This window comes from Pseudomonas sp. H1_F01 (genome assembly GCF_054681425.1).
Genome location: NZ_CP162823.1, coordinates 5056362 through 5078320, shown reverse-complemented (window position 1 = coordinate 5078320; position 21959 = coordinate 5056362). Strand labels below are relative to the sequence as shown.

The window sequence follows — 21959 nt, the reverse complement described above, 5'->3', positions numbered from 1 at the left end:
TAATCCCTTCCAGTCCCCCCAAGCCCTTTGTTTACCGGGTCCATCAGCGCCAGAAAAAAGTTGGTCTGCAAATTGCTTAAGGCTGTGCAACACAGCAGTGGGCGGCAAACGTCCGGCATGCAGAGGAACGACAGTGGACAAGTACCTTTATGTGGCAATGACCGGCGCCAGCCAGAACGCACTGGCGCAGCGGGCCCATGCCAACAACCTGGCGAACATCTCCACCAACGGTTTTCAGAAAGACCTGGAACAGGCTCGCTCGATGCCGGTGTTCGGCGACAGCTTTCCGGCGCGGGCGTTTGCCATGTCCGAACGGCCTGCTACTGATTTCACTCCGGGTGCGCTGGTGGAAACCGGTCGTGACCTCGATGTCGCGGTGAGCGGGCCGGGCTGGATGGCCGTGCAGAACCCCGACGGCGGTGAAAGCTACGTGCGCACCGGCAGCCTCAATGTCGACGCCCTGGGCGTGCTGCGCGCCGGCAACGGCATGCCGGTGATGGGCAACGGCGGTCCGATCGCCGTGCCGCCAGAGCAGAAAATCGAAATCGGCCAGGACGGCACCATCAGCATCCGCGCCATGGGCGAAGGCCCGCGGGTGATGGCTGAAGTGGACCGCATCAAGCTGGTCAACCCGGACCTCAAGAACATGACCAAGGGCCTGGACGGTTCGATCCGTACCAAGGACGGCCAGCCGGCGCCCATCGATGCCAACGTGCAGTTGGTGTCGGGTTTCCAGGAAGCGAGCAACGTCAATGCCGTGGATGAAATGACCTCGGTGCTGGCCCTGGCCAAGCAGTTCGAGCTTCACGTCAAAATGATGAACACCGCCAAAGAAGGCGACGAGGCCATGGCTCGGGTCTTGCAGATCTAACCATTAACTAAAGCGTCGCGCCGAAAAACAGGCGTACGAGGAGAATCGAATGCTTCCGGCTCTATGGGTTGCCAAAACAGGTCTGTCCGCCCAGGACACCAACCTGACGACCATTTCCAACAACCTGGCGAACGTTTCGACCACGGGTTTCAAACGTGATCGTGCCGAGTTCCAGGACCTGCTGTATCAGGTAAAACGCCAGCCTGGCGCCCAGTCGACCCAGGACAGCGAACTGCCGTCGGGCCTGCAAGTGGGTACCGGTGTGCGCATTGTCGGCACCCAGAAAAACTTCACCGCCGGCAGCCTGCAAACCACCGAGCAGCCGCTGGACATGGCCATCGACGGTCGCGGTTTCTTCCAGATCCTGCAGCCGGACGGCACCACGTCCTACACCCGTGACGGTACGTTCCACCTCGATTCCAACGGCCAGATCGTCAATGCCAGCGGTTTCGCCCTGGAGCCGGCCATCATCATCCCGAACGATGCCCAGACGTTCACCGTGGGCCGTGACGGCACCGTGTCCATCACGGTGGCGGGCAACCCGGCCTCCCAAGTGATCGGCAACCTGCAGACCGCCGACTTCATCAACCCGGCCGGCCTGCAAGCGGTAGGCAATAACCTGTTCCTGGAAACCGCCGCCAGTGGCGCGCCGCAAGTTGGCACTCCCGGCCTGAACGGTTTTGGTACCACGCTGCAGAACACCCTGGAAACGTCCAACGTGAGCACGGTCGAGGAGATGGTCAACATGATCACCACCCAGCGCGCCTACGAGATGAACTCCAAAGTGATCTCCACCGCCGACCAGATGCTCTCGTTCGTTACGCAGAATCTGTAATCACGTCGCAACGTCCGTCATTACGTAGACAGGGCGGCCCCAGGGGCGCCTGCAACACCAAGAGGTAGGGTCATGAAACGCTTCGTATCTGTTCTGGCACTGAGTGGGATCACCGCACTCGCGGGCTGTGTCGCGCCGACACCCAGGCCCAATGACCCGTATTACGCCCCGGTGTTGCCGCGCACGCCGTTGCCGGCTGCCGCCAACAATGGCTCGATCTACCAGGCTGGCTTCGAGCAGAACCTGTACAGCGACCGCAAGGCCTTCCGGGTCGGTGACATCATCACCATCACCCTGAATGAGCGGACCCAGGCCAGCAAGAACGCCAACTCGCAAATGGACAAGACCAGCAATACCAGCGTCGGCCTGACGTCGTTGTTCGGTTCCAGCCTGACCACCAACAACCCGATCGGGGGCAATGACCTGAGCCTCAACGCCGGGTACAACTCTGACCGTGCCACCAAGGGCGACAGCAAGTCCGGCCAGAGCAACAGCCTGACCGGCTCGATTACCGTGACCGTCGCCGATGTGTTGCCCAACGGCATCATCGTCGTGCGCGGCGAGAAGTGGCTGACCCTTAACACGGGTGACGAACTGGTGCGCATCGCCGGCATGGTTCGCGCCGATGACATCGCCACCGACAACACGGTTTCGTCGACTCGGGTGGCCGATGCACGCATCACCTACTCGGGCACCGGTGCCTTTGCCGATGCGAGCCAGCCAGGCTGGTTCGACCGTTTCTTCCTCAGCCCGAAGTTCCCTTTCTAGGTGGCCCAGTTGAATCTTAAGCAGCTGTTGATCGGTGCCCTGGTAATGTCGGCAGCCTTTACCGCTCAAGCCGAACGCCTGAAGGACATCGCCAGCATTTCCGGCGTGCGTTCCAACCAGTTGATCGGCTACGGCCTGGTCGTGGGCCTGAACGGCACCGGTGACCAGACCACCCAGACCCCGTTCACCTTGCAGACCTTCAACAACATGTTGTCGCAGTTCGGCATCAAGGTGCCGGCCGGCTCCGGCAACGTCCAGTTGAAAAACGTCGCGGCGGTGTCGATCAGTGCCGATCTGCCGGCGTTCGCCAAGCCTGGCCAGCAGGTGGATATCACCGTCTCGTCCATCGGTAACTCCAAGAGCCTGCGCGGTGGCACCTTGCTGCTGACGCCGCTCAAGGGTATCGACGGCAACGTCTACGCCATCGCCCAGGGCAACCTGGTGGTGGGCGGTTTCGATGCCGAAGGGCGCGACGGTTCGAAGATCACCGTCAACGTTCCGTCGGCCGGTCGCATCCCTGGCGGTGCGTCGGTGGAACGTGCAGTGCCGAGCGGTTTCAACCAGGGCAACAGCCTGACGCTGAACCTCAACCGTTCCGACTTCACCACCGCCAAGCGTATCGTCGACAAGATCAATGACATGCTCGGCCCAGGCGTGGCCCAGGCCCTCGACGGCGGCTCGATCCGCGTCACCGCGCCACTGGATCCGAGCCAGCGGGTCGATTACCTGTCGATCCTGGAAAACCTCGAGGTCGACCCGGGCCAGGCGGTGGCGAAAGTCATCATCAACTCGCGCACCGGCACTATCGTGATCGGCCAGAACGTCAAGGTGTCTCCGGCCGCCGTGACCCACGGCAGCCTGACCGTGACCATCACCGAAGACCCGATCGTCAGCCAGCCTGGTCCGTTGTCCAACGGCCAGACAGCCGTGGTCCCCCGTTCGCGGGTCAATGCCGAGCAAGAAGCCAAGCCGATGTTCAAGTTCGGCCCGGGCACTACCCTGGATGAAATCGTCCGGGCGGTGAACCAGGTCGGCGCGGCGCCAGGCGACTTGATGGCGATTCTCGAAGCCTTGAAACAGGCCGGCGCGTTGCAAGCCGACCTGATCGTGATTTGAGGACCGGTCCATGGACATGCGCAAGGGCACTTTGATCAGCGGGGATTCGGGCTCCTACTCGGACTTGAACCGACTGAACCAACTCAAGGTTGGCGACAAGAACAGCGACGGCAACCTGCGTAAAGTGGCTCAGGAATTCGAGTCGCTGTTCCTTGGCGAAATGCTCAAGTCCATGCGTTCGGCCACCGATGCGCTGGGCAAGGACAATCCGATGAACACGCCGGAAGCCAAGCAGTACCAGGAAATGTACGACCAGCAGTTGGCCGTCTCCATGTCCCGCGAAGGCGGTGGTATCGGCCTGGCCGATGTGCTGCTGCGCCAGATGTCCAAGAACAAACCGCTGGCGCCAGGCGAGGCGGCAAGCTTGTCGGCCGCCAAGCAGCAAGAGGCGCTGGACAAGGTCGCCAAGGCAGCGGTGCCAACGCCAGTGGCCGCCGGCACGCTGCCCGACGGTCCTCTTTCACGCTCCAACGGCCAGCGTCCGCTGTGGGCTTCCCGGGCGGTGAACGTGCCGCAAGGGGCGGGCGAGGGTACTCATCGCAATGACATGGAGCTGATCAACCAGCGCCGCCTGGCCTTGCCGCCGAAACTGGCTGACCGCCTGCTTGCCGGGCTGGTGCCTTCGGCCGCGGCCAACGCCGATGTGCCTGCACAGAACGTCCTGACGGATCGCGCCATCGCCGCCGTCAAGCCGGCGACTGGCGAATTGGCCAATGGCGACTGGTTGGCCGCACTCAAGGCCGCCGAGCCGAAAGGCGACATGCAGGTCTATGGCCGCGCCGTGGCCCAGCCACCGCTGGCACCGGCACGCAAGGCCTTCCGCGATGCCGACGAATTCGTCAACGCCATGTTGCCAATGGCCAAGGAAGCGGCCGACCGCATCGGTGTCGACCCGCGTTACCTGGTGGCCCAGGCCGCTCTGGAAACCGGTTGGGGCAAATCGGTCATGCGCCAGCCCGATGGCAGCAGCAGTCACAACCTGTTCGGTATCAAGGCCAGCGCCAATTGGAAGGGCGATTCGGCCCGGGCGATCACCAGCGAATTCCGCAATGGCGCGATGGTCAAGGAGACGGCCGAGTTCCGTTCCTACGCCTCGTACCGCGACAGTTTCCACGACTTGGTCAACCTGCTGCAAAGCAACAGTCGCTATCAAGATGTGCTGAAGTCTGCCGATAACCCGGAACAGTTTGTACGCGAGTTGCAAAAGGCCGGTTACGCCACCGATCCGCACTACGCCAGCAAGATTTCGAACATAGCCCGGCAGATGACGAGTTACCAAAACTACGCTTCTGCAGGCGCCACCACGACTTTATAAGGTCTGAACCATGAGTTTGCTCAATATCGGGATGTCGGGTCTGTCTGCAAGCCAGTCCTCGTTGATGACCACCGGTAACAACATCGCCAACGTCGATACCGCTGGTTATTCGCGTCAGCAGACCGTGCAGACCACCAAGGCGTCCAACCAATACGGCAATGTGTTCATTGGCACTGGCACGACCCTGGCCGATGTGCGCCGGGTGTACAGCAGCTATCTCGATGCGCAGTTGCGAACCTCCACATCGCTCGACAATGACGCGCAGATCTACCTGGGGCAAGCTTCACAGGTGGACAAGCTGCTTTCCGACAGCGGCACCGGCGTGACCAAGACACTGCAGTCTTTCTTTGCGTCTTTGCAGACGCTGGCGGGCAATTCCAACGACACCGCTGCGCGCCAGGCGTTGTTGACCAATGCCCAGGGATTGAGCAACCGCTTTAATGCTATCTCCCAGCAGTTGACTCAGCAGGGCACCTATATCAACGACCAGTTGGGCTCTATGGCAGAGCAGGTCAATAAGCTGGCGGCCACTGTTGCGTCCTACAACCAGAAAATCAGCGAGGCCACCGGGTCTGGTGCCAGTGGCATGCCCAATGATTTGCTGGACCAACGCAATGAGGCCGTGCGCCAACTGTCTGCGCTGGTTGGCACGCAGGTGACCGAAACCGACGGGCGGATGGATATCTACCTGGGCAGCGGCCAACCGCTGGTCATCGGTAATACAGCCAATACCTTGCAGGTAGTGGCTGACCAAAACGACCCGACCCGTTCCGCGATCATCATGAAACGTGGCAGCTCGACGCTCGATATCACGTCCGTGACGAGCGGCGGCCAGATTGGCGGCCTTTTGCGCTATCGCAATGAGGTGCTGACACCAGCGGTCAACAGCCTGGGGCGCATCGCCATGGTAGTCACCGATCAGGTCAACCGGCAATTGGGCCAGGGCCTGGACCAGAACGGTAACTTTGGCGCGGCATTGTTCAATGACATCAACAGTGCCGCGGCCATCAGCCAGCGCAGCATTGCCAATGGCAACAACAACCCTGCATCCGGCAACCTGAACGTCACCATCAAGGACACCAGCAAACTGGCGGCCAGTGATTACCAAGTCACTTTCACCAGTGCAACGGGCTATAGCGTGCGTCGCTTGTCGGATAACACCGACATGGGTGCGTTCACCCTGGGCGCGACGCCTGCACCGGTCATCGACGGCTTCAGCCTGAGCCTCAATGCCGGTCCGGTAAACACGGGTGACAGTTTCAAGATTACTCCGACTCGCAGTTCTGCCGCAGACATGACAGTCGTCATGACCGATGCCAAGACCTTGGCCACTGCCGCTCCGCTGACGTCCACCAAGGCTTCGGGCAACGACGGCACTGGGGCCATCGGCCAGCCGGCTCTGAGCACTGTTCTGGACGTGTATGATCCGGTCCAGCGCCTGGAGGTGCAGACAGCGGTCAAGAATTCAATGCCGATTCGCCTGCTCATGACCAGTGCGACTGCCTATGAAGCCTTCGATGCCAAGGGCAACAGCATCGGCACCGGCAACATCGTACCTGGTCAGAACAATGACCTGAGCATTGCGGTGCCGTACATCGACGGCGGCGGTACCGCCAAGACGTTCAGCGTAGCGATGACTCTGAGCGGCAGTCCCGCTGCGAATGACAGCTTCAATATCGCCATGACCACGGCCAGCAGCACTGACAACCGCAACGCTCAGGCGTTGCTCGGCCTGCAAACCAAGGCCACGGTTGGCGCCAATGCCACTAGTCCCGGCGTGAACTTCACCGATGCCTACGGCGCTCTTGTTTCATCGGTCGGTTCCCAGGCCAAGCAAGGCCAGCTCGATGCCACGGCTACCGGTACCATCCTGACTCAGGCGCGCAATTCCCGCGACTCGATGTCGGGTGTCGATCTCGATGAGGAGACCGGCAACCTGGTCAAGTACCAGCAGTATTACTCGGCCTCTTCGCAGATCATCAAGGCTGCGCAGGACACCTTCAACACTTTGATTAATGCCCTTTAAGGAGCCGTGAAACATGCGTATTTCTACTGCTCAGTACTATGCGACGACGGCTGCCAACTATCAGCGTAACTTCAACAACGTGGTTAAGACTGCTGAACAGGCCAGCAGCGGCGTGAAACTCGAAACTGCAGCGGATGACCCGGTTGGTGCCGCCCGCCTGCTGCAGCTCGATCAGCAAAAAGCCATGTTGGGACAATACACCACCAATATCAGCGCTTTGAATACGGCCCAGGCGCAGGAAGAGGCGGTGCTGGACAGCATCAACAACGTGTTGCAGAAAGTCAGCGAGCTGACGGTACGTGCCGGTGGCGGTTCATTGAACGATGACGACCGCAAGTCCATTGCTGCCGAGCTCGGTGCATCCGAGGATCAATTGCTGAGCCTGATGAACAGCAAGGATGCTAATGGCAAGTTCATTTTTTCCGGTGCCAGCAACAATACCGAGCCCTTTGTGCGCAACAGCGACGGTACTTACAGCTACCAGGGTGACCAGACTCAACTGCAATTGAAGATCGGTGACTCGATGTCCCTGGGGCTCAACGATACCGGTTGGGATGTATTCCAACAGGCGATCAATGCCAGTCGCAGCTCGACCACAATGACCGCGCCGGCAGTTGATGATGGGCGCGTGGCCCTGTCGGAAGGCCTGGTGACTTCCGCTCCGAGTTTCGATGCGAGTTTCCGGGGCGGCCAGCCCTACACCTTGTCGTTCAGCAGCAGTACCCAGTTTGTAATCACCGATGCCTTGGGCAATGACGTGACCGCAGAGGCGAGCCAGGGCGGAGTATTCGACCCGAAGAAGGAGGGTGGCTCCGACATCAGTTTCCGTGGCGCGGTGTTCAAGCTCGATATTACTTTCCAGGCGGGCGACGATCCCGGCAACACCGCCAGTGCGGACGCAGTGATCGCCGGTCACAGTTTCCAGCTGGCGGCCAAGCCCGACAGCTTCGTCGCTAACCGCGCCCCGGGTAACGGGTCGACGGCAGTGATCGGCCAGGCCTCGGTAACCAACGCAACGGATTACAAGAGTTTTTTCCCTGAAGGCGGGGCTGTGCTGAAGTTCACCAGCCCGACAACGTTCGACCTGTATGCCCGTCCACTGACCAATACCAGTACTCCGGTCAGCTCCGGAACCGTGGCTGCCGGCGTGGCGACTGCGGCAGGTGTCAGCTTCACCTTGGGGGGCGGCGCGCCCGTTGCCGGTGACCAGTTCGATATATCGGTCAATACCCATCAGACCCAGAACGTGCTGGATACCATCAGCCAATTGCGTCAGGCGCTGAATACGCCGACCCAGGGTAATGCGGCCGCACAGCGCCTACTGGAAGACACCATCGCGTCGTCCATCGCCAACCTGAGCAATGCCAAGAACCAGGTCGATCTGGCACGTGGCGCCATTGGTGCCCGGGGTAATGTGATGGACATGCAGAGCGATCAGAACCAGAGCACCAGCCTGATCAACGATTCGACCCAGAACGGAATCAAGAACACCGATCCGGCAGAAGTGCTGACCCGCCTGACCTTGCAGCAGACGATGCTGCAGGCGGCACAGCTGGCTTTCTCGAAGATTTCTCAGTTGGGCCTGTTCAATAAGCTTTGAGTAGGTCTTGACCGCTCGCGGCCAGCCCCTGTCACAGGGGGCTGGCTTTTTTTTGAGGGGTTTTTAGGGTGTCGCAGGGCGGAGCGAGGCGTTATCGTGGCCACAAAATCAAATAAAGCATCGATCCCTGAGTGACCCGTCAGTCAAAACGCGCATCTTCACTGTATCCTGTCTGCGGGCGGTGAAGGTGGTGGGGCCGTTTGAGTCCTGACGTTGCCTCCTCTGGGGGCCCATTCCTGACTGTAGACGCCCTCGATTCAGCGAGCGGCGGTGTTCAGCTGTTTATTATTGGGAAGCCATAATGATTGGCATAAAAAATATAGCGAGTTACGTGCCGGCGGCCGGGGTTGACAACTACGCCCAGGGTGCAAAGTTCGACAAGGACGAAACCTTCATCCTTGGCAAGATTGGCTCGGCGTTTTTGCCGCGCAAGGGTGCAGAGCAGGAAACCTCCGATCTGTGCGTTGAAGCCGTCAATGCACTGTTTGCCGCCAGTCCTGAGCTCAAGCGTGAATCCATCGACTGCTTGATCGTTGTCACCCAGAACGGCGATGAAGAAGGCTTGCCGCACACGGCAGCTATCGTTCAGGACAAACTGGGTTTGCCGACCCATGTCGCCGCTTTTGATATTTCCCTGGGCTGTTCCGGCTATGTGTACGGCATCTATGCCCTCAAGGGCTTTATGGAAGCGACAGGGTTGAAAAATGGCCTGCTGGTGACCGCCGACCCGTACTCCAAGATCGTCGATCCGGAAGACCGCAACACCACCATGCTGTTCGGCGATGCTGCCACTGCGACCTGGATGGGCGAAAACGCTATCTGGCAGTTGGGCAAGTCGAAGTTTGGTACTGATGGTTCCGGCGCGCCGCACCTTAAAGTCAGCGACGGTGTGTTCTTCATGAACGGTCGCCAGGTCTTCAACTTTGCCTTGCTGAAAGTCCCGGCGCATTTGCATGAGTTGCTGGATGAGTCGAATCTGCAGGCTGGCGATATCGATGCCTTCTGCATTCACCAGGGCAGCGCAGCCATTGTCGACGCCGTGGCGCGCCGCTTCGATGAGAGTGGTTCGGCAACGTTCGTCAAGGACATGCTCGAGACCGGGAACACGGTGTCCTCGAGTATCCCGCTGTTGTTGCAGAACCATGTGTTCGATTCAAAATGGACGCGCGTGGCCATCAGCGGCTTTGGTGTCGGTTTATCCTGGGGCTCGGCGATTCTTTATCGCGGCTGACCCTTACCGCCTGGCATCGGCATGGCAAACGCCCGGTAACGCAAGTTACCGGGCGTTTTGCGTTTTTCTGGCGCCAAAGAATAGCTCTAAATCCTTGAAAATAAAGGGCTGGCAAGCTGCCACTAAAAATTTCCAAAAAAACCCTCAAGCAAAGCACCTTGACGACGATAACTAGTATGTAGGTTCTCTAGGCCACACCCGACGGATGTCAGGGCCGGAAGCCGCAGTATCCATCCAACGAGGATTTCGTCATGGCTTTAACAGTAAACACCAACATTGCATCGCTGACCGTTCAGAACAACCTGAACAAGGCTTCCACCGCTCAGCAAACTTCGATGCAGCGTCTGTCTTCCGGTCTGCGTATCAACAGCGCTAAAGACGATGCCGCTGGCCTGCAAATTTCCAACCGTCTGACCAGTCAGATCAACGGCCTGGGCACTGCCATCAAGAACGCCGGTGACGGTATCTCCATCGCACAAACCGCTGAAGGTGCGATGCAAGAATCCACCAACATCCTGCAGAAAATGCGTACCCTGGCCCTGGCTTCCGCTAACGGCTCGCCAAGCGCCGATGACCGTAAGTCGAACAACTCCGAATACGCCGCTCTGACTGCCGAGCTGAGCCGTATCGCTACCACCACTACTTTCGGTGGTCGCAAGATCCTCGACGGTTCGTTCGGTACTACCGCTTTCCAAGTCGGTGCCAACGCCAACGAAACCATCAACATGACCTTGGGCGACGTGTCGGCCAACAACATTGGTTCGCAGCAACTGAAAAGCGTGGCCATCGCGCCTAGCGCTACCGGTGTTGTCGGCGGTGCGATCGCTATTACCGGTGGTGGCCAGACCGCCAACATCAACGTGGCTGCCGGTCAATCGGCCAAGGCTACCGCAGCTCAACTGAACGGCGCTATCGGCGGCCTGGCGGCTACCGCCAGCACTGAAGTCAAGTTCGGTGTGAACACTGCTGCCATCACTGGTGCTGTTCCAGGTACTGCGAACTTCACTATCCAAGTGGGTTCGGGTGCTGCGGTCAACATGGTCGGTGTAACCGACACCGCTGGCCTGGCTGACCAACTGAAGTCCAACGCCGCCAAACTGGGCATCAGCGTTAACTTCAACGCCACCACCAACAACCTGGAAATCAAATCCGACACCGGCGAGAACATCACTCTGAACGCAGGTGACGCCAGTGCAATCGCCGGTATCACTGTTGCTGCCAAAGATGGTGCTGGTACCTACGGTGCCGCTGTCGCGGCCGCTGCAACCGCCATCCAGGTGACCGGTGCTGTTTCTCTGAACTCCACCAACAGCTACTCGATGAACGGTGCTGGTGCAACTGGTTTGTTCGTAGCCGCCGGTACTACCGTCAGCTCGGCCAAGACCGTCGTCAGCAACACTGACGTGACCACAGCAGCCAACGCACAAAACGCGGTTGACGTGATCACCCAGGCCATTGCCAACATCGACTCCCAGCGTGCTGACCTCGGTGCTGTACAAAACCGTTTCGACAGCACCGTGGCTAACCTGCGCAGCATCTCGGACAACTCCACCGCTGCCCGTGGCGTGGTCCAGGACGTAGACTTCGCGTCGGAAACCGCTCAGCTGACCAAGCAACAAACCCTGCAACAGGCTTCGACTGCGATCCTGTCCCAGGCTAACCAACTGCCATCCGCTGTACTGAAGCTGCTTCAGTAATCCTAGCGCTTGGTGATTGACGGAAGGGCGCGTTTACGTGCCCTTTTGTCTTTTCCGTGATGAGGTGATCTAGCATGGACATGAGTGTCAAGTTGAATCTGTCTTATCCGGCCGTTGCTCCTCAGGGTGTAACGCCGATGGTGGTTGCAAAGCCGGACCAGCCCAAGACTGAAGTCGTTGCGCCATCGAACGCCGAACCCAAGCGCGAGGACTTGGAAAAAGCCGTGACCGATATTCAGGAGTTCGTCCAGGCTGCGCAGCGCAAATTGGATTTCTCCATTGATGATTCCTCTGGGCGGATCGTGGTTAAAGTCATCGCCACCGAAACGGGTGACGTGATTCGCCAGATCCCTTCGGAAACCGCGCTGAAATTGGCGCAAAGTCTGTCGGACGCCAGCAACTTGTTGTTCAACGACAGGGTCTGAGCTGGCACGAATATTGTTGTTGTCGTTGATTAGGCGCTCTCAGTCAAAAAAACGGCAGCCACTGGATAAGGAGAAAGATGATGGCGGGTACAACGGTTAGTGGTATTGGTTCGAATATCGATACTCAAGCGATCGTGGCTTCCCTGGTCGCCGCCGAAAAGGCGCCGAAGCAGACGCAGATCAACAACCAGACGCTGAAAGCGACCACCTCGCTGTCGTCGATCGGTAAAATCCAGGCGGCGCTGGATGCGTTCCGTGGCGCATTGGACAACATGAAGACCGCTTCCAGCTTTAGCGGGTTGACCGGTTCATCGTCTGACGAGAAGGTCGCTACCGTGACCACAGGTAATGGTGCGGCAGCCGGTAGTTTTGCGCTGGTAGTCGACAAGTTGGCGACGGCGTCGAAGATTTCCACCAAGGTCTTTGCCAGTGGCGCCTCTTCAGTGGTCAATGCTGGTGCTGCGCCGACTACGCTGAACATCAAGCAGGGCTCCAACACATTCGCCGTCAGCGTTCCCGCTGGCGCGACCCTGCAACAGGTCCGTGATTCGATCAACTCCCAGTACACCAACCAGGGCTTGAGTGCCAACATCGTGACCGATGCCAGTGGTTCGCGCATGGTGCTGACCTCGACAACCACCGGTGTCGGTTCGGACCTTACCCTGACAGGGGATTCTGGCTTGGAAACCGGGACGTCGATCCTGGCGACGCCGCAGAACGCTCAATATAAGCTTGATGGGTTGGTAATGGAGTCCAAGACCAACACGATCGCTGATGCGGTAAGTGGCGTAACCCTCAAGTTGACAGGCGTTTCCGTGGTGCCTTCCGGCGGTACGGCCACACCGACCACCATTGCGGTTGCTGCCAGCGGTTCGACCCTGAAGTCTTCGGTCAAGGGTTTTGTCGATACCTACAACGCCTTGATCAAGGCTGCTAACGCCGAGACGCAAGTCACCACCAGCGCCGATGGTACTGTGACGTCCGGTGCGCTGACGGGCGATGCCTCATTGCGTTCGATGCTGTCGGCGGTGCGTACCGAACTCAATGCCATGTCGGGCACCGGCCAGTTGAAAGCGCTCTCGCAATTCGGCGTCCAGACCGACCAGAAGACCGGTTTGCTGTCGATCAATGACAAGCTGTTCGATGCTGCCGCGGTGACCAACGCGGCTGACATCAACGGGATCTTCACTGGCGATACTGGGCTGCTGGCACGCATGAAGTCCGCCACTGACAGCTTCGCCTTGAGCAAGACCGGTGTTTTTGCTGCGCGTTCGGCGAGTCTCAGTGAGAGCCTGACGGCTCTGAAGAAGCAGCAGGAAACCCTGGATTCGCGGATGGCCAGCCTGCAGACGAGTCTATCCGCCAAGTACACTGCCATGGACTCCTTGGTTGCTCGGTTGAGGGCGCAGGGTGACAGTGTCATGGCCACGTTGAACGCGCTGAACAAAGCATCGTCAGACAAGTGATTTAAAACAAATGCAAAAAACCCAGGCCGACTGTATCAACAGTGCCTGGGTTTTTTCATGAATGGCGGACCCGCGTTAAAGTTATGCGGCGCTCAGTCGACATAAAGGCTAGAGCAATCCTTTTTCAGTGTTATCTGTTACGAGGTAGAAACATGAACCCCATGAGAGCCCTTCGTCAGTATCAGAAGGTCAATTCCCATGCCCAGATTTCTGAAGCCAGTCCTCATCGCCTGGTGCAGATGTTGATGGAGGGCGGACTGGATCGCATGGCTCAGGCCAAGGGCGCCTTGGAGCGGGGCGATGTCGCGCTCAAGGGGTTGCTGTTGGGTAAGGCCGTCGACATCATCATCGGCCTGCGGGACGGCTTGAATCCAGAAAAAACCGAAGATCCGGCGTCCCTCCAGCAACTCGACAACTTGTACGCTTACATGATGACGCGCCTGATGGAAGCCAACCGCAATAACGACGTCGCGATCATAGATGAAGTCTCGGGTTTGCTCGATACCCTGAAAAGTGGTTGGGATGCAATTGCCGATCATGCGACTGCCAATCAATAGACCAGTAGGTCTGAGGATGCCGTAATGAGCCAAGCTCTGCAGCGAATCGAACAAACCCGTGATGCCCTGGTCGATGCCCTGGCCGAGCGTAACTGGGAGGCGATCAGTCAATTGGACATGACGTGCCGTTCCTGCATGGAAGACGTCCTGAGCGAGTCCCAAGTGGATGAGGCGGCGTTGCGGATCAATCTTGAGGAGTTGCTAGGGGTGTATCGGCAATTGCTGGAGGCGGCGACAGGAGAGCGTCAGGCGATCGTCGACGAGATGCAACAGATCCATCAAGCACAGAACGCGGCAAAGGTTTACCATCTGTTCGGTTAATGCTCACTTAATCCGAGCCGTTGCGCCATAAATTTGACTGTGCGCGGTTTTTTGACTTAACTAGTAGCTGTTTACAGATTTAAGGCGTCTACAGGCATGACAAGTCTGCAAGCGTCTAGCTTGCCCCCTAATTTCGGGCATTGGGTTGACTAGGGAAGTTGCTATTGCATGTGGCGTGAAACCAAAATTCTCCTGATCGATGACGATAGCGTCCGCCGCCGCGACTTGGCGGTGATCCTGAATTTTCTCGGCGAAGAAAATTTACCCTGCGGAAGCCATGACTGGCAGCAGGCTGTCGGCTCATTGTCGTCCAGTCGTGAAGTCATCTGTGTCCTTATCGGGACCGTAAATGCTCCTGCAACGCTTTTGGGCTTGCTAAAGACACTCTCAACCTGGGATGAGTTCCTTCCGGTTTTGTTAATGGGCGAAAATTCTTCTCTTGACTTGCCTGAAGACCAGCGCCGCCGGGTTCTTTCCACGCTCGAAATGCCGCCCAGCTACAGCAAGCTGCTTGATTCGCTGCATCGCGCGCAGGTTTATCGCGAGATGTACGACCAGGCCCGTGAGCGCGGCAGGCATCGTGAACCCAACCTGTTCCGCAGTCTTGTCGGCACCAGCCGGGCGATCCAGCACGTGCGCCAGATGATGCAGCAGGTCGCCGATACCGACGCCAGCGTGCTGATCCTGGGCGAATCGGGCACCGGCAAGGAAGTGGTTGCGCGCAACCTGCATTACCACTCCAAGCGCCGCGAAGCGCCGTTCGTGCCAGTCAACTGTGGCGCGATCCCGGCCGAGTTGCTGGAGAGCGAGCTGTTTGGTCATGAGAAGGGCGCCTTTACCGGCGCGATCACCAGCCGCGCCGGGCGTTTCGAACTGGCCAACGGCGGTACGCTGTTTCTCGACGAAATCGGCGACATGCCGCTGCCGATGCAGGTCAAGCTGTTGCGGGTCCTGCAGGAGCGCACCTTCGAACGCGTGGGCAGCAACAAGACCCAGAGCGTCGATGTGCGAATCATTGCCGCTACGCACAAGAACCTCGAGAGCATGATCGAGGTTGGCAGTTTCCGCGAAGACCTCTACTACCGCCTCAACGTTTTCCCGATCGAAATGGCGCCACTGCGCGAGCGCGTCGAAGACATTCCGTTGTTGATGAACGAACTGATCTCGCGCATGGAGCACGAAAAGCGCGGTTCGATTCGTTTCAACTCGGCGGCGATCATGTCCCTGTGCCGCCATGGCTGGCCGGGCAACGTCCGTGAGCTGGCCAATCTGGTGGAGCGCATGGCGATCATGCACCCGTACGGGGTGATCGGCGTGAACGAACTGCCGAAGAAATTCCGCTACGTCGACGACGAAGACGAGCAAATGGTCGACAGCCTGCGCAGCGATCTGGAGGAGCGGGTGGCAATCAACGGCCACACACCGGATTTCACCGCCAATGCCTTGTTGCCGCCCGAAGGCCTGGATCTCAAGGATTACCTGGGAGGCCTGGAGCAAGGGCTGATCCAGCAGGCGCTGGATGATGCCAACGGTATCGTGGCCCGCGCGGCAGAACGCCTGCGCATCCGTCGCACCACCCTGGTGGAGAAGATGCGCAAGTACGGCATGAGCCGTCGCGAAGGAGATGAACAGGCGGATGATTGACGCCTGTTTTCCAACCGCCTGATTTTCAGGCGGTTTTTTTTCGGCACGGGTATTGCTATAGCCCTCGCAACGTTCCGTTTAACTGACGGTCAGCCAAGCGAGAGAGCACGATGACCCTAGCCGCCCAGATGTCTCCTGTCCCCGAGCCGGAACACATGCCGTCCGCCGAGCAGGCAAGCCGGCTTGGACTTGAGCAGGCATTTTCGCTGTTCAACCAGATGTCCAGCCAACTGACTGATTCCTACAGCCTGCTCGAAGCCCGGGTCACCGAGCTCAAGGGTGAGCTGGCCGTGGTCAGCGCCCAGCGCATGCAGGAGCTGGCGGAAAAGGAACGCCTGGCTAATCGTCTGCAAAATCTCCTCGATCTGTTGCCCGGTGGCGTTATCGTCATCGACGCCCACGGCCGTGTACGCGAAGCCAACCCCGCGGCCTGCGAGTTGCTCGGCCTGCCGTTGGAAGGCGAGCTGTGGCGGCATGTCATCGCCCGCTGCTTTGCGCCCCGTGAAGACGATGGTCATGAGGTCTCCCTCAAGGACGGTCGGCGCCTGTCCATCTCGACGCGCTCGCTGGATGCCGAGCCGGGGCAGTTGGTGCTGCTCAATGACTTGACTGAAACCCGTCACTTGCAAGACCAGCTGGCTCGCCATGAGCGCCTCTCTTCCCTGGGGCGGATGGTGGCGTCGCTGGCCCATCAGATTCGTACGCCGCTTTCTGCCGCGCTGCTCTATGCCAGTCATCTGACTGAACAGCAATTGCCGATGGAAACCCAGCAACGGTTCGCCGGACGCTTGAAAGAACGCCTGCACGAACTGGAGCACCAGGTGCGCGACATGCTGGTATTCGCTCGCGGCGAGCTGCCGTTGACCGACCGTGTCACCCCCAAGGCCTTGCTGCAATCACTGCAGGCCGCGGCGTTGACCCATGTACAGGAGCTGCCGATCCGTTGGCAGTGCGACAGCCACGTCGGCGAAGTGTTATGTAACCGCGACACGTTGGTGGGCGCGGTGCTGAACCTCATCGAAAACGCGATCCAGGCCAGCGGCGGCGACGTCCGGCTGAAAGTGCACTTATATACACGCGACCACACCTTGCGCCTGTGTGTCAGCGACAACGGCAGTGGTATCGCGCCGGCCGTGCTGGCGCGCTTGGGCGAGCCATTTTTCACCACCAAGACCACTGGCACCGGCCTGGGCCTGACCGTGGTCAAGGCTGTGGCGCGTGCCCACCAGGGAGAATTGCAACTGCGCTCGCGGTTGGGTCGTGGCACCTGTGCGACGGTGTGCTTGCCGCTGTTTTCCAATGCGCCAGTGGTGGAGTGAAAGCAATGGCGATCAAGGTGTTACTGGTTGAGGATGACCGGGCCCTGCGCGAGGCGCTGGCCGATACACTGGTGCTGGCCGGGCACGACTATGCCGCTGTCGGTTCGGCGGAAGAAGCGCTGCTGGCGGTGGGGCGCGAAGCATTCAGCCTGGTGGTCAGTGACGTCAATATGCCGGGCATGGACGGCCATCAATTACTCGGCCTGTTGCGCGCCCGTCAGCCGCAACTGCCGGTCTTGCTGATGACCGCTCACGGCGCCGTCGAGCGAGCGGTGGATGCCATGCGCCAGGGCGCCGCGGATTACCTGGTCAAGCCGTTCGAGCCAAAAGCGCTGCTGGACCTGGTCGCGCGTCATGCCTTGGGCAGCCTCGCGGTCGAGGGCGAAGGCCCGGTGGCCTTTGAACCAGCCAGTGCGCAACTGCTGGAATTGGCCGCGCGGGTGGCACGCAGCGACTCAACCGTGTTGATTTCCGGCGAGTCCGGTACGGGCAAGGAAGTGCTGGCGCGCTATATCCATCAACAGTCCCGACGCGCCAGCGAACCGTTCATTGCCATCAATTGCGCGGCGATTCCCGACAACATGCTCGAAGCGACACTGTTCGGTCACGAAAAGGGCTCGTTCACGGGGGCCATCGCGGCTCAGGCCGGTAAATTCGAACAAGCCGACGGCGGCACGATCCTGCTCGATGAAATTTCCGAAATGCCGATGGGCTTGCAGGCCAAGTTGCTGCGGGTATTGCAGGAGCGGGAAGTGGAACGGGTCGGTGCGCGCAAGCCCATCAGCCTGGATATCCGCGTGGTGGCGACCACCAACCGCGACCTGGCCGGCGAAGTGGCGGCGGGGCGGTTTCGTGAGGATCTCTATTACCGCCTGTCGGTATTCCCGCTGGCCTGGCGTCCGTTGCGCGAGCGCACCGCCGATATCCTGCCTCTGGCTGAGCGTCTGCTGAACAAACACGTCAATAAAATGAAGCATGCGGCGGCGCGGCTATCAGCGCAGGCTCAGGCCTGCCTGATTGCCTACCCATGGCCGGGAAATGTCCGAGAGCTCGATAACGCCATCCAGCGGGCCTTGATCCTGCAGCAGGGCGGCTTGATCCAACCGGAGGATTTCTGCCTGGCCGGCCCGGTGGCCTGCGCGCCATTGCCTGCTCTGTCGCCAGTACCAGCAGCGGCCTTTGCGCCTGCGGTGGAAGTGGAGGGCGAGTCGGCCGGCGCCTTGGGAGACGACCTGCGTCGTCGCGAATTCCAGATGATCATCGACACCCTGCGCGCCGAACGCGGTCGTCGCAAGGAGGCGGCCGAACGCCTGGGGATCAGCCCGCGTACCCTGCGCTACAAACTGGCGCAAATGCGCGACGCCGGCATGGATGTCGAGGCTTATCTGTTCGCCAGTTGAATAAGCGCCAAAAATCCCTGTGGGAGCGAGCTTGCTCGCGATAGCGGTGGGTCAGTCAAGTTGAGGTCGGATGTGATGGGTTATCGCGAGCAAGCTCGCTCCCACAATGGAGTTGTGCGCGCATTTGTTTTTTGCGGCCATGGAGCTGGCACCCTTGTTGCTAATACCTGAATACCCGCTGAGCAAGTGTCAAAAAAATGCGGGCCGCCAGAGAGAGTAGACCATGAGCCAAGGTATTGAATTTAATCGGTTGATGTTGGACATGCGGGCCATGCAAATGGACGCCATGGCCCAGCCTAAATCGGTCGCGGTCCCCCAGGTGGGTGGCAGCAGCTTTTCCGACATGCTCGGTCAGGCCGTCAATAAAGTGAACGATACCCAGCAGGCATCGAACCAGTTGGCCAGTGCTTTCGAGATTGGCAAAAGTGGCGTCGACCTGACGGACGTAATGATCTCCTCGCAGAAAGCCAGTGTCTCGTTTCAGGCGTTGACCCAGGTTCGTAACAAACTGGTTCAAGCCTACCAAGACATCATGCAGATGCCGGTTTAAGGAAATTATTGAGTCATGGCAGAAGCAGCCGTTGATAACGTTCCGGCCAAGGCCACTCCGGTAGACGGCAAACCGCCGCTATTCGGTCTGTCCTTCCTGGAAAATCTCTCCGAGATGACCATGCTGCGTCAGGTGGGCCTGTTGGTCGGCCTGGCTGCCAGCGTGGCGATTGGTTTTGCCGTGGTGCTGTGGTCCCAGCAGCCGGACTACCGGCCGCTGTATGGCAGCCTGGCGGGCATGGACGCCAAGCAAGTCATGGAAACCCTGGCTTCCGCCGACATTCCTTACACCGTCGAACCCAACTCCGGCGCGTTGCTGGTCAAGGCCGATGACGTTGCCCGTGCGCGCCTCAAACTCGCTGCGGCTGGCGTGACGCCTACCGATGGCAACATCGGTTTCGAGATCCTCGACAAGGACCAGGGCCTGGGCACCAGCCAATTCATGGAAGCGACCCGTTATCGTCGCGGCCTGGAGGGTGAGCTGGCGCGGACCATTTCCAGCCTGAACAACGTCAAGGGCGCCCGTGTGCACCTGGCGATCCCGAAAAGCTCGGTGTTCGTGCGCGATGAGCGCAAGCCCAGCGCTTCGGTATTGGTCGAGCTGTATTCGGGCCGCTCCCTGGAGCCAGGCCAAGTGCTTGCCATCATCAACCTGGTGGCAACCAGCGTACCTGAGCTGAGCAAATCGCAGATCACTGTGGTCGACCAGAAAGGCAACCTGCTGTCCGATCAGGCGGAAAACTCCGAACTGACCATGGCCGGCAAGCAATTCGATTACAGCCGCCGCATGGAAGGCATGCTGACCCAGCGGGTGCACAACATCCTGCAACCGATCCTGGGTAACGATCGCTACAAAGCCGAAGTGTCGGCTGATGTCGACTTCAGCGCCGTCGAGTCCACTTCCGAGCAGTTCAACCCGGATCAACCGGCGTTGCGCAGCGAACAGTCGGTGAATGAGCAGCGTACTGCCAGCAATGGCCCGCAAGGCGTACCGGGTGCCCTGAGCAACCAGCCGCCGTCGCCGGCCAGCGCGCCGCAAACCACCGGTGGCGCCACGGCGGCCGCCGGCATGGTGCAGCCAGGCCAACCGCTGATCGATGCCAATGGCCAGCAGATCATGGACCCGGCCACCGGCCAGCCGATGCTGGCGCCGTATCCGGCCGACAAGCGTCAGCAGTCGACCAAGAACTTCGAACTCGACCGCTCCATCAGCCACACCAAGCAGCAGCAGGGCCGTTTGACCCGCTTGTCGGTCGCCGTGGTGGTGGACGATCAGGTCAAGGTCAATGCGGCCAACGGCGAAACCAGTCGTGCACCATGGAGTGCCGACGAATTGGCGCGCTTTACTCGCCTGGTGCAGGACGCCGTCGGTTTCGACGCCAGCCGCGGCGACAGCGTCAGCGTGATCAACGTACCGTTCTCCCTGGAACGCGGTGAAGTGGTCGCCGATATTCCGTTTTATTCGCAACCCTGGTTCTGGGATGTGGTCAAGCAAGTACTGGGTGTGCTGTTTATCCTGGTGCTGGTGTTTGGCGTGCTGCGTCCGGTGCTCAACAACATCACCGGTGGCGGCAAGAGCAAGCAGTTGGCAGGTTTTGGTGATGTCGAGCTGGGAGGCATGGGCGGCCTGGATGGCGAATTGGCCAACGATCGCGTCAGCCTCGGCGGGCCGCAGAGCATTCTGCTGCCAAGCCCGAGTGAAGGCTATGACGCTCAGTTGAACGCCATCAAGAGTCTGGTGGCAGAAGATCCGGGTCGTGTGGCCCAGGTCGTGAAAGAGTGGATTAACGCAGATGAGTGATAATCGAGCCGCTGTTGCCAAATTGTCCCGGGTCGACAAAGCCGCGATCCTGCTGCTGTCCCTGGGTTCGACCGACGCTGCCCAGGTGCTGCGCCACATGGGGCCCAAGGAGGTCCAGCGTGTGGGCGTGGCCATGGCACAAATGGGCAACGTGCACCGTGAACAGGTCGAGCAGGTGATGAGTGAGTTCGTCGACATCGTCGGCGATCAGACCAGCCTGGGCGTCGGTTCCGACGACTATGTGCGCAAGATGCTCACCCAGGCACTGGGCGAGGACAAGGCCAACGGCCTGATCGACCGGATCCTGTTGGGCGGCAACACCAGCGGCCTGGACAGCCTCAAGTGGATGGAGCCGCGGGCGGTTGCCGACGTGATCCGTTACGAGCACCCGCAGATCCAGGCGATCGTGGTGGCTTACCTCGATCCGGACCAGGCCGGTGAAGTGTTGGGCAACTTCGACCACAAGGTGCGCCTGGACATCATCCTGCGGGTGTCTTCGCTCAACACCGTGCAGCCGGCGGCCCTGAAAGAATTGAACCAGATTCTCGAGAAGCAGTTCTCGGGCAACTCCAATGCCTCGCGCACCACCCTGGGTGGCATCAAGCGCGCGGCGGACATCATGAACTTCCTCGACAGTTCGATCGAAGGTCAGTTGATGGACTCGATCCGCGAGTTCGACGAAGACCTGTCCGGTCAGATCGAAGACCTCATGTTCGTGTTCAACAACCTGTCCGATGTCGACGATCGTGGCATCCAGGCGCTGTTGCGCGAAGTGTCGTCCGACGTGCTGGTACTGGCCCTCAAGGGGTCGGACGAAGGCGTCAAGGAAAAGATCTTCAAGAACATGTCCAAACGGGCGGCCGAACTGTTGCGCGACGATCTCGAGGCCAAGGGCCCGGTACGCGTCAGCGACGTGGAAACCGCACAGAAGGAAATCCTCACCATCGCCCGCCGCATGGCCGAAGCCGGGGAGATCGTTCTCGGTGGCAAGGGCGGCGAAGAGATGATCTAAGGTCGT

The 21959-nt window shown here is 59.6% G+C and carries 19 protein-coding genes; all 19 read left to right on the top strand.

Annotated elements, in window-relative coordinates:
- Window positions 1–133: 133 nt before the first annotated feature.
- The 19 genes from AB4O09_RS22885 to fliG all read left to right on the top strand — a co-directional run bounded on the left by AB4O09_RS22885 (window position 134) and on the right by fliG (window position 21953).
- Window positions 134–871 (top strand): flagellar basal body rod protein FlgF, encoded by a 738-nt coding sequence (locus tag AB4O09_RS22885; protein WP_003199043.1) that lies wholly within the window; start codon window positions 134–136, stop codon window positions 869–871.
- 49 nt (window positions 872–920) lie between these two features.
- Complete coding sequence (gene flgG, locus AB4O09_RS22880) at window positions 921–1706, top strand: flagellar basal-body rod protein FlgG (RefSeq protein WP_003199045.1); 786 nt, start codon at window positions 921–923, stop codon at window positions 1704–1706.
- Between the two features lie 72 nt (window positions 1707–1778).
- Window positions 1779–2474: a flagellar basal body L-ring protein FlgH gene (gene flgH, locus AB4O09_RS22875; protein ID WP_003199049.1), complete on the top strand. Its 696-nt coding sequence runs from the start codon at window positions 1779–1781 to the stop codon at window positions 2472–2474.
- 45 nt (window positions 2475–2519) lie between these two features.
- The gene (locus tag AB4O09_RS22870; protein ID WP_161796644.1) at window positions 2520–3590 is read left to right on the top strand and encodes a flagellar basal body P-ring protein FlgI; all 1071 of its coding nucleotides are present in this window, start codon (window positions 2520–2522) and stop codon (window positions 3588–3590) included.
- Window positions 3591–3600: 10 nt separating this feature from the next.
- Window positions 3601–4905 carry a flagellar assembly peptidoglycan hydrolase FlgJ gene (gene flgJ / locus AB4O09_RS22865; RefSeq protein WP_003199053.1) on the top strand — a complete coding sequence of 435 codons (1305 nt, stop codon included), beginning with the start codon at window positions 3601–3603 and terminating at the stop codon, window positions 4903–4905.
- A gap of 10 nt (window positions 4906–4915) precedes the next feature.
- Window positions 4916–6931, top strand: a complete 2016-nt coding sequence (gene flgK, locus AB4O09_RS22860) for a flagellar hook-associated protein FlgK (protein WP_038857880.1) — start codon at window positions 4916–4918, stop codon at window positions 6929–6931.
- 13 nt (window positions 6932–6944) lie between these two features.
- Window positions 6945–8531 carry a flagellar hook-associated protein 3 gene (locus AB4O09_RS22855; RefSeq protein WP_038857882.1) on the top strand — a complete coding sequence of 529 codons (1587 nt, stop codon included), beginning with the start codon at window positions 6945–6947 and terminating at the stop codon, window positions 8529–8531.
- 301 nt (window positions 8532–8832) lie between these two features.
- The gene (locus AB4O09_RS22850; RefSeq protein ID WP_038857883.1) at window positions 8833–9762 is read left to right on the top strand and encodes a ketoacyl-ACP synthase III; all 930 of its coding nucleotides are present in this window, start codon (window positions 8833–8835) and stop codon (window positions 9760–9762) included.
- Window positions 9763–10013: 251 nt separating this feature from the next.
- Window positions 10014–11459, top strand: a complete 1446-nt coding sequence (locus AB4O09_RS22845) for a flagellin N-terminal helical domain-containing protein (protein WP_053162106.1) — start codon at window positions 10014–10016, stop codon at window positions 11457–11459.
- A gap of 74 nt (window positions 11460–11533) precedes the next feature.
- Complete coding sequence (locus AB4O09_RS22840) at window positions 11534–11884, top strand: flagellar protein FlaG (RefSeq protein WP_038858647.1); 351 nt, start codon at window positions 11534–11536, stop codon at window positions 11882–11884.
- Between the two features lie 80 nt (window positions 11885–11964).
- Window positions 11965–13350 (top strand): flagellar filament capping protein FliD, encoded by a 1386-nt coding sequence (gene fliD, locus AB4O09_RS22835; protein ID WP_038858645.1) that lies wholly within the window; start codon window positions 11965–11967, stop codon window positions 13348–13350.
- Between the two features lie 152 nt (window positions 13351–13502).
- A complete protein-coding gene (fliS, locus tag AB4O09_RS22830) occupies window positions 13503–13907 on the top strand; it encodes a flagellar export chaperone FliS (RefSeq protein WP_038858644.1) in 405 nt (134 codons plus the stop codon).
- Between the two features lie 24 nt (window positions 13908–13931).
- Window positions 13932–14228 carry a hypothetical protein gene (locus AB4O09_RS22825; RefSeq protein ID WP_038858642.1) on the top strand — a complete coding sequence of 99 codons (297 nt, stop codon included), beginning with the start codon at window positions 13932–13934 and terminating at the stop codon, window positions 14226–14228.
- A gap of 168 nt (window positions 14229–14396) precedes the next feature.
- Window positions 14397–15872, top strand: a complete 1476-nt coding sequence (locus tag AB4O09_RS22820; protein WP_003199076.1) for a sigma-54 dependent transcriptional regulator — start codon at window positions 14397–14399, stop codon at window positions 15870–15872.
- A gap of 110 nt (window positions 15873–15982) precedes the next feature.
- Window positions 15983–17191: a sensor histidine kinase gene (locus tag AB4O09_RS22815; RefSeq protein ID WP_003199078.1), complete on the top strand. Its 1209-nt coding sequence runs from the start codon at window positions 15983–15985 to the stop codon at window positions 17189–17191.
- A 5-nt stretch (window positions 17192–17196) separates the two neighbouring features.
- On the top strand, window positions 17197–18591 hold the full coding sequence (fleR, locus tag AB4O09_RS22810) for a sigma-54-dependent response regulator transcription factor FleR (RefSeq protein ID WP_028236946.1): 1395 nt from the start codon (window positions 17197–17199) through the stop codon (window positions 18589–18591).
- Between the two features lie 223 nt (window positions 18592–18814).
- Complete coding sequence (gene fliE / locus AB4O09_RS22805) at window positions 18815–19141, top strand: flagellar hook-basal body complex protein FliE (RefSeq protein ID WP_003199082.1); 327 nt, start codon at window positions 18815–18817, stop codon at window positions 19139–19141.
- Window positions 19142–19156: 15 nt separating this feature from the next.
- Window positions 19157–20941: a flagellar basal-body MS-ring/collar protein FliF gene (gene fliF, locus AB4O09_RS22800; protein ID WP_003199084.1), complete on the top strand. Its 1785-nt coding sequence runs from the start codon at window positions 19157–19159 to the stop codon at window positions 20939–20941.
- Window positions 20934–21953 carry a flagellar motor switch protein FliG gene (fliG, locus tag AB4O09_RS22795; protein ID WP_003199086.1) on the top strand — a complete coding sequence of 340 codons (1020 nt, stop codon included), beginning with the start codon at window positions 20934–20936 and terminating at the stop codon, window positions 21951–21953. Before fliF ends, fliG begins: the two co-directional genes overlap by 8 nt.
- The last annotated feature ends 6 nt before the right edge of the window (window positions 21954–21959 follow it).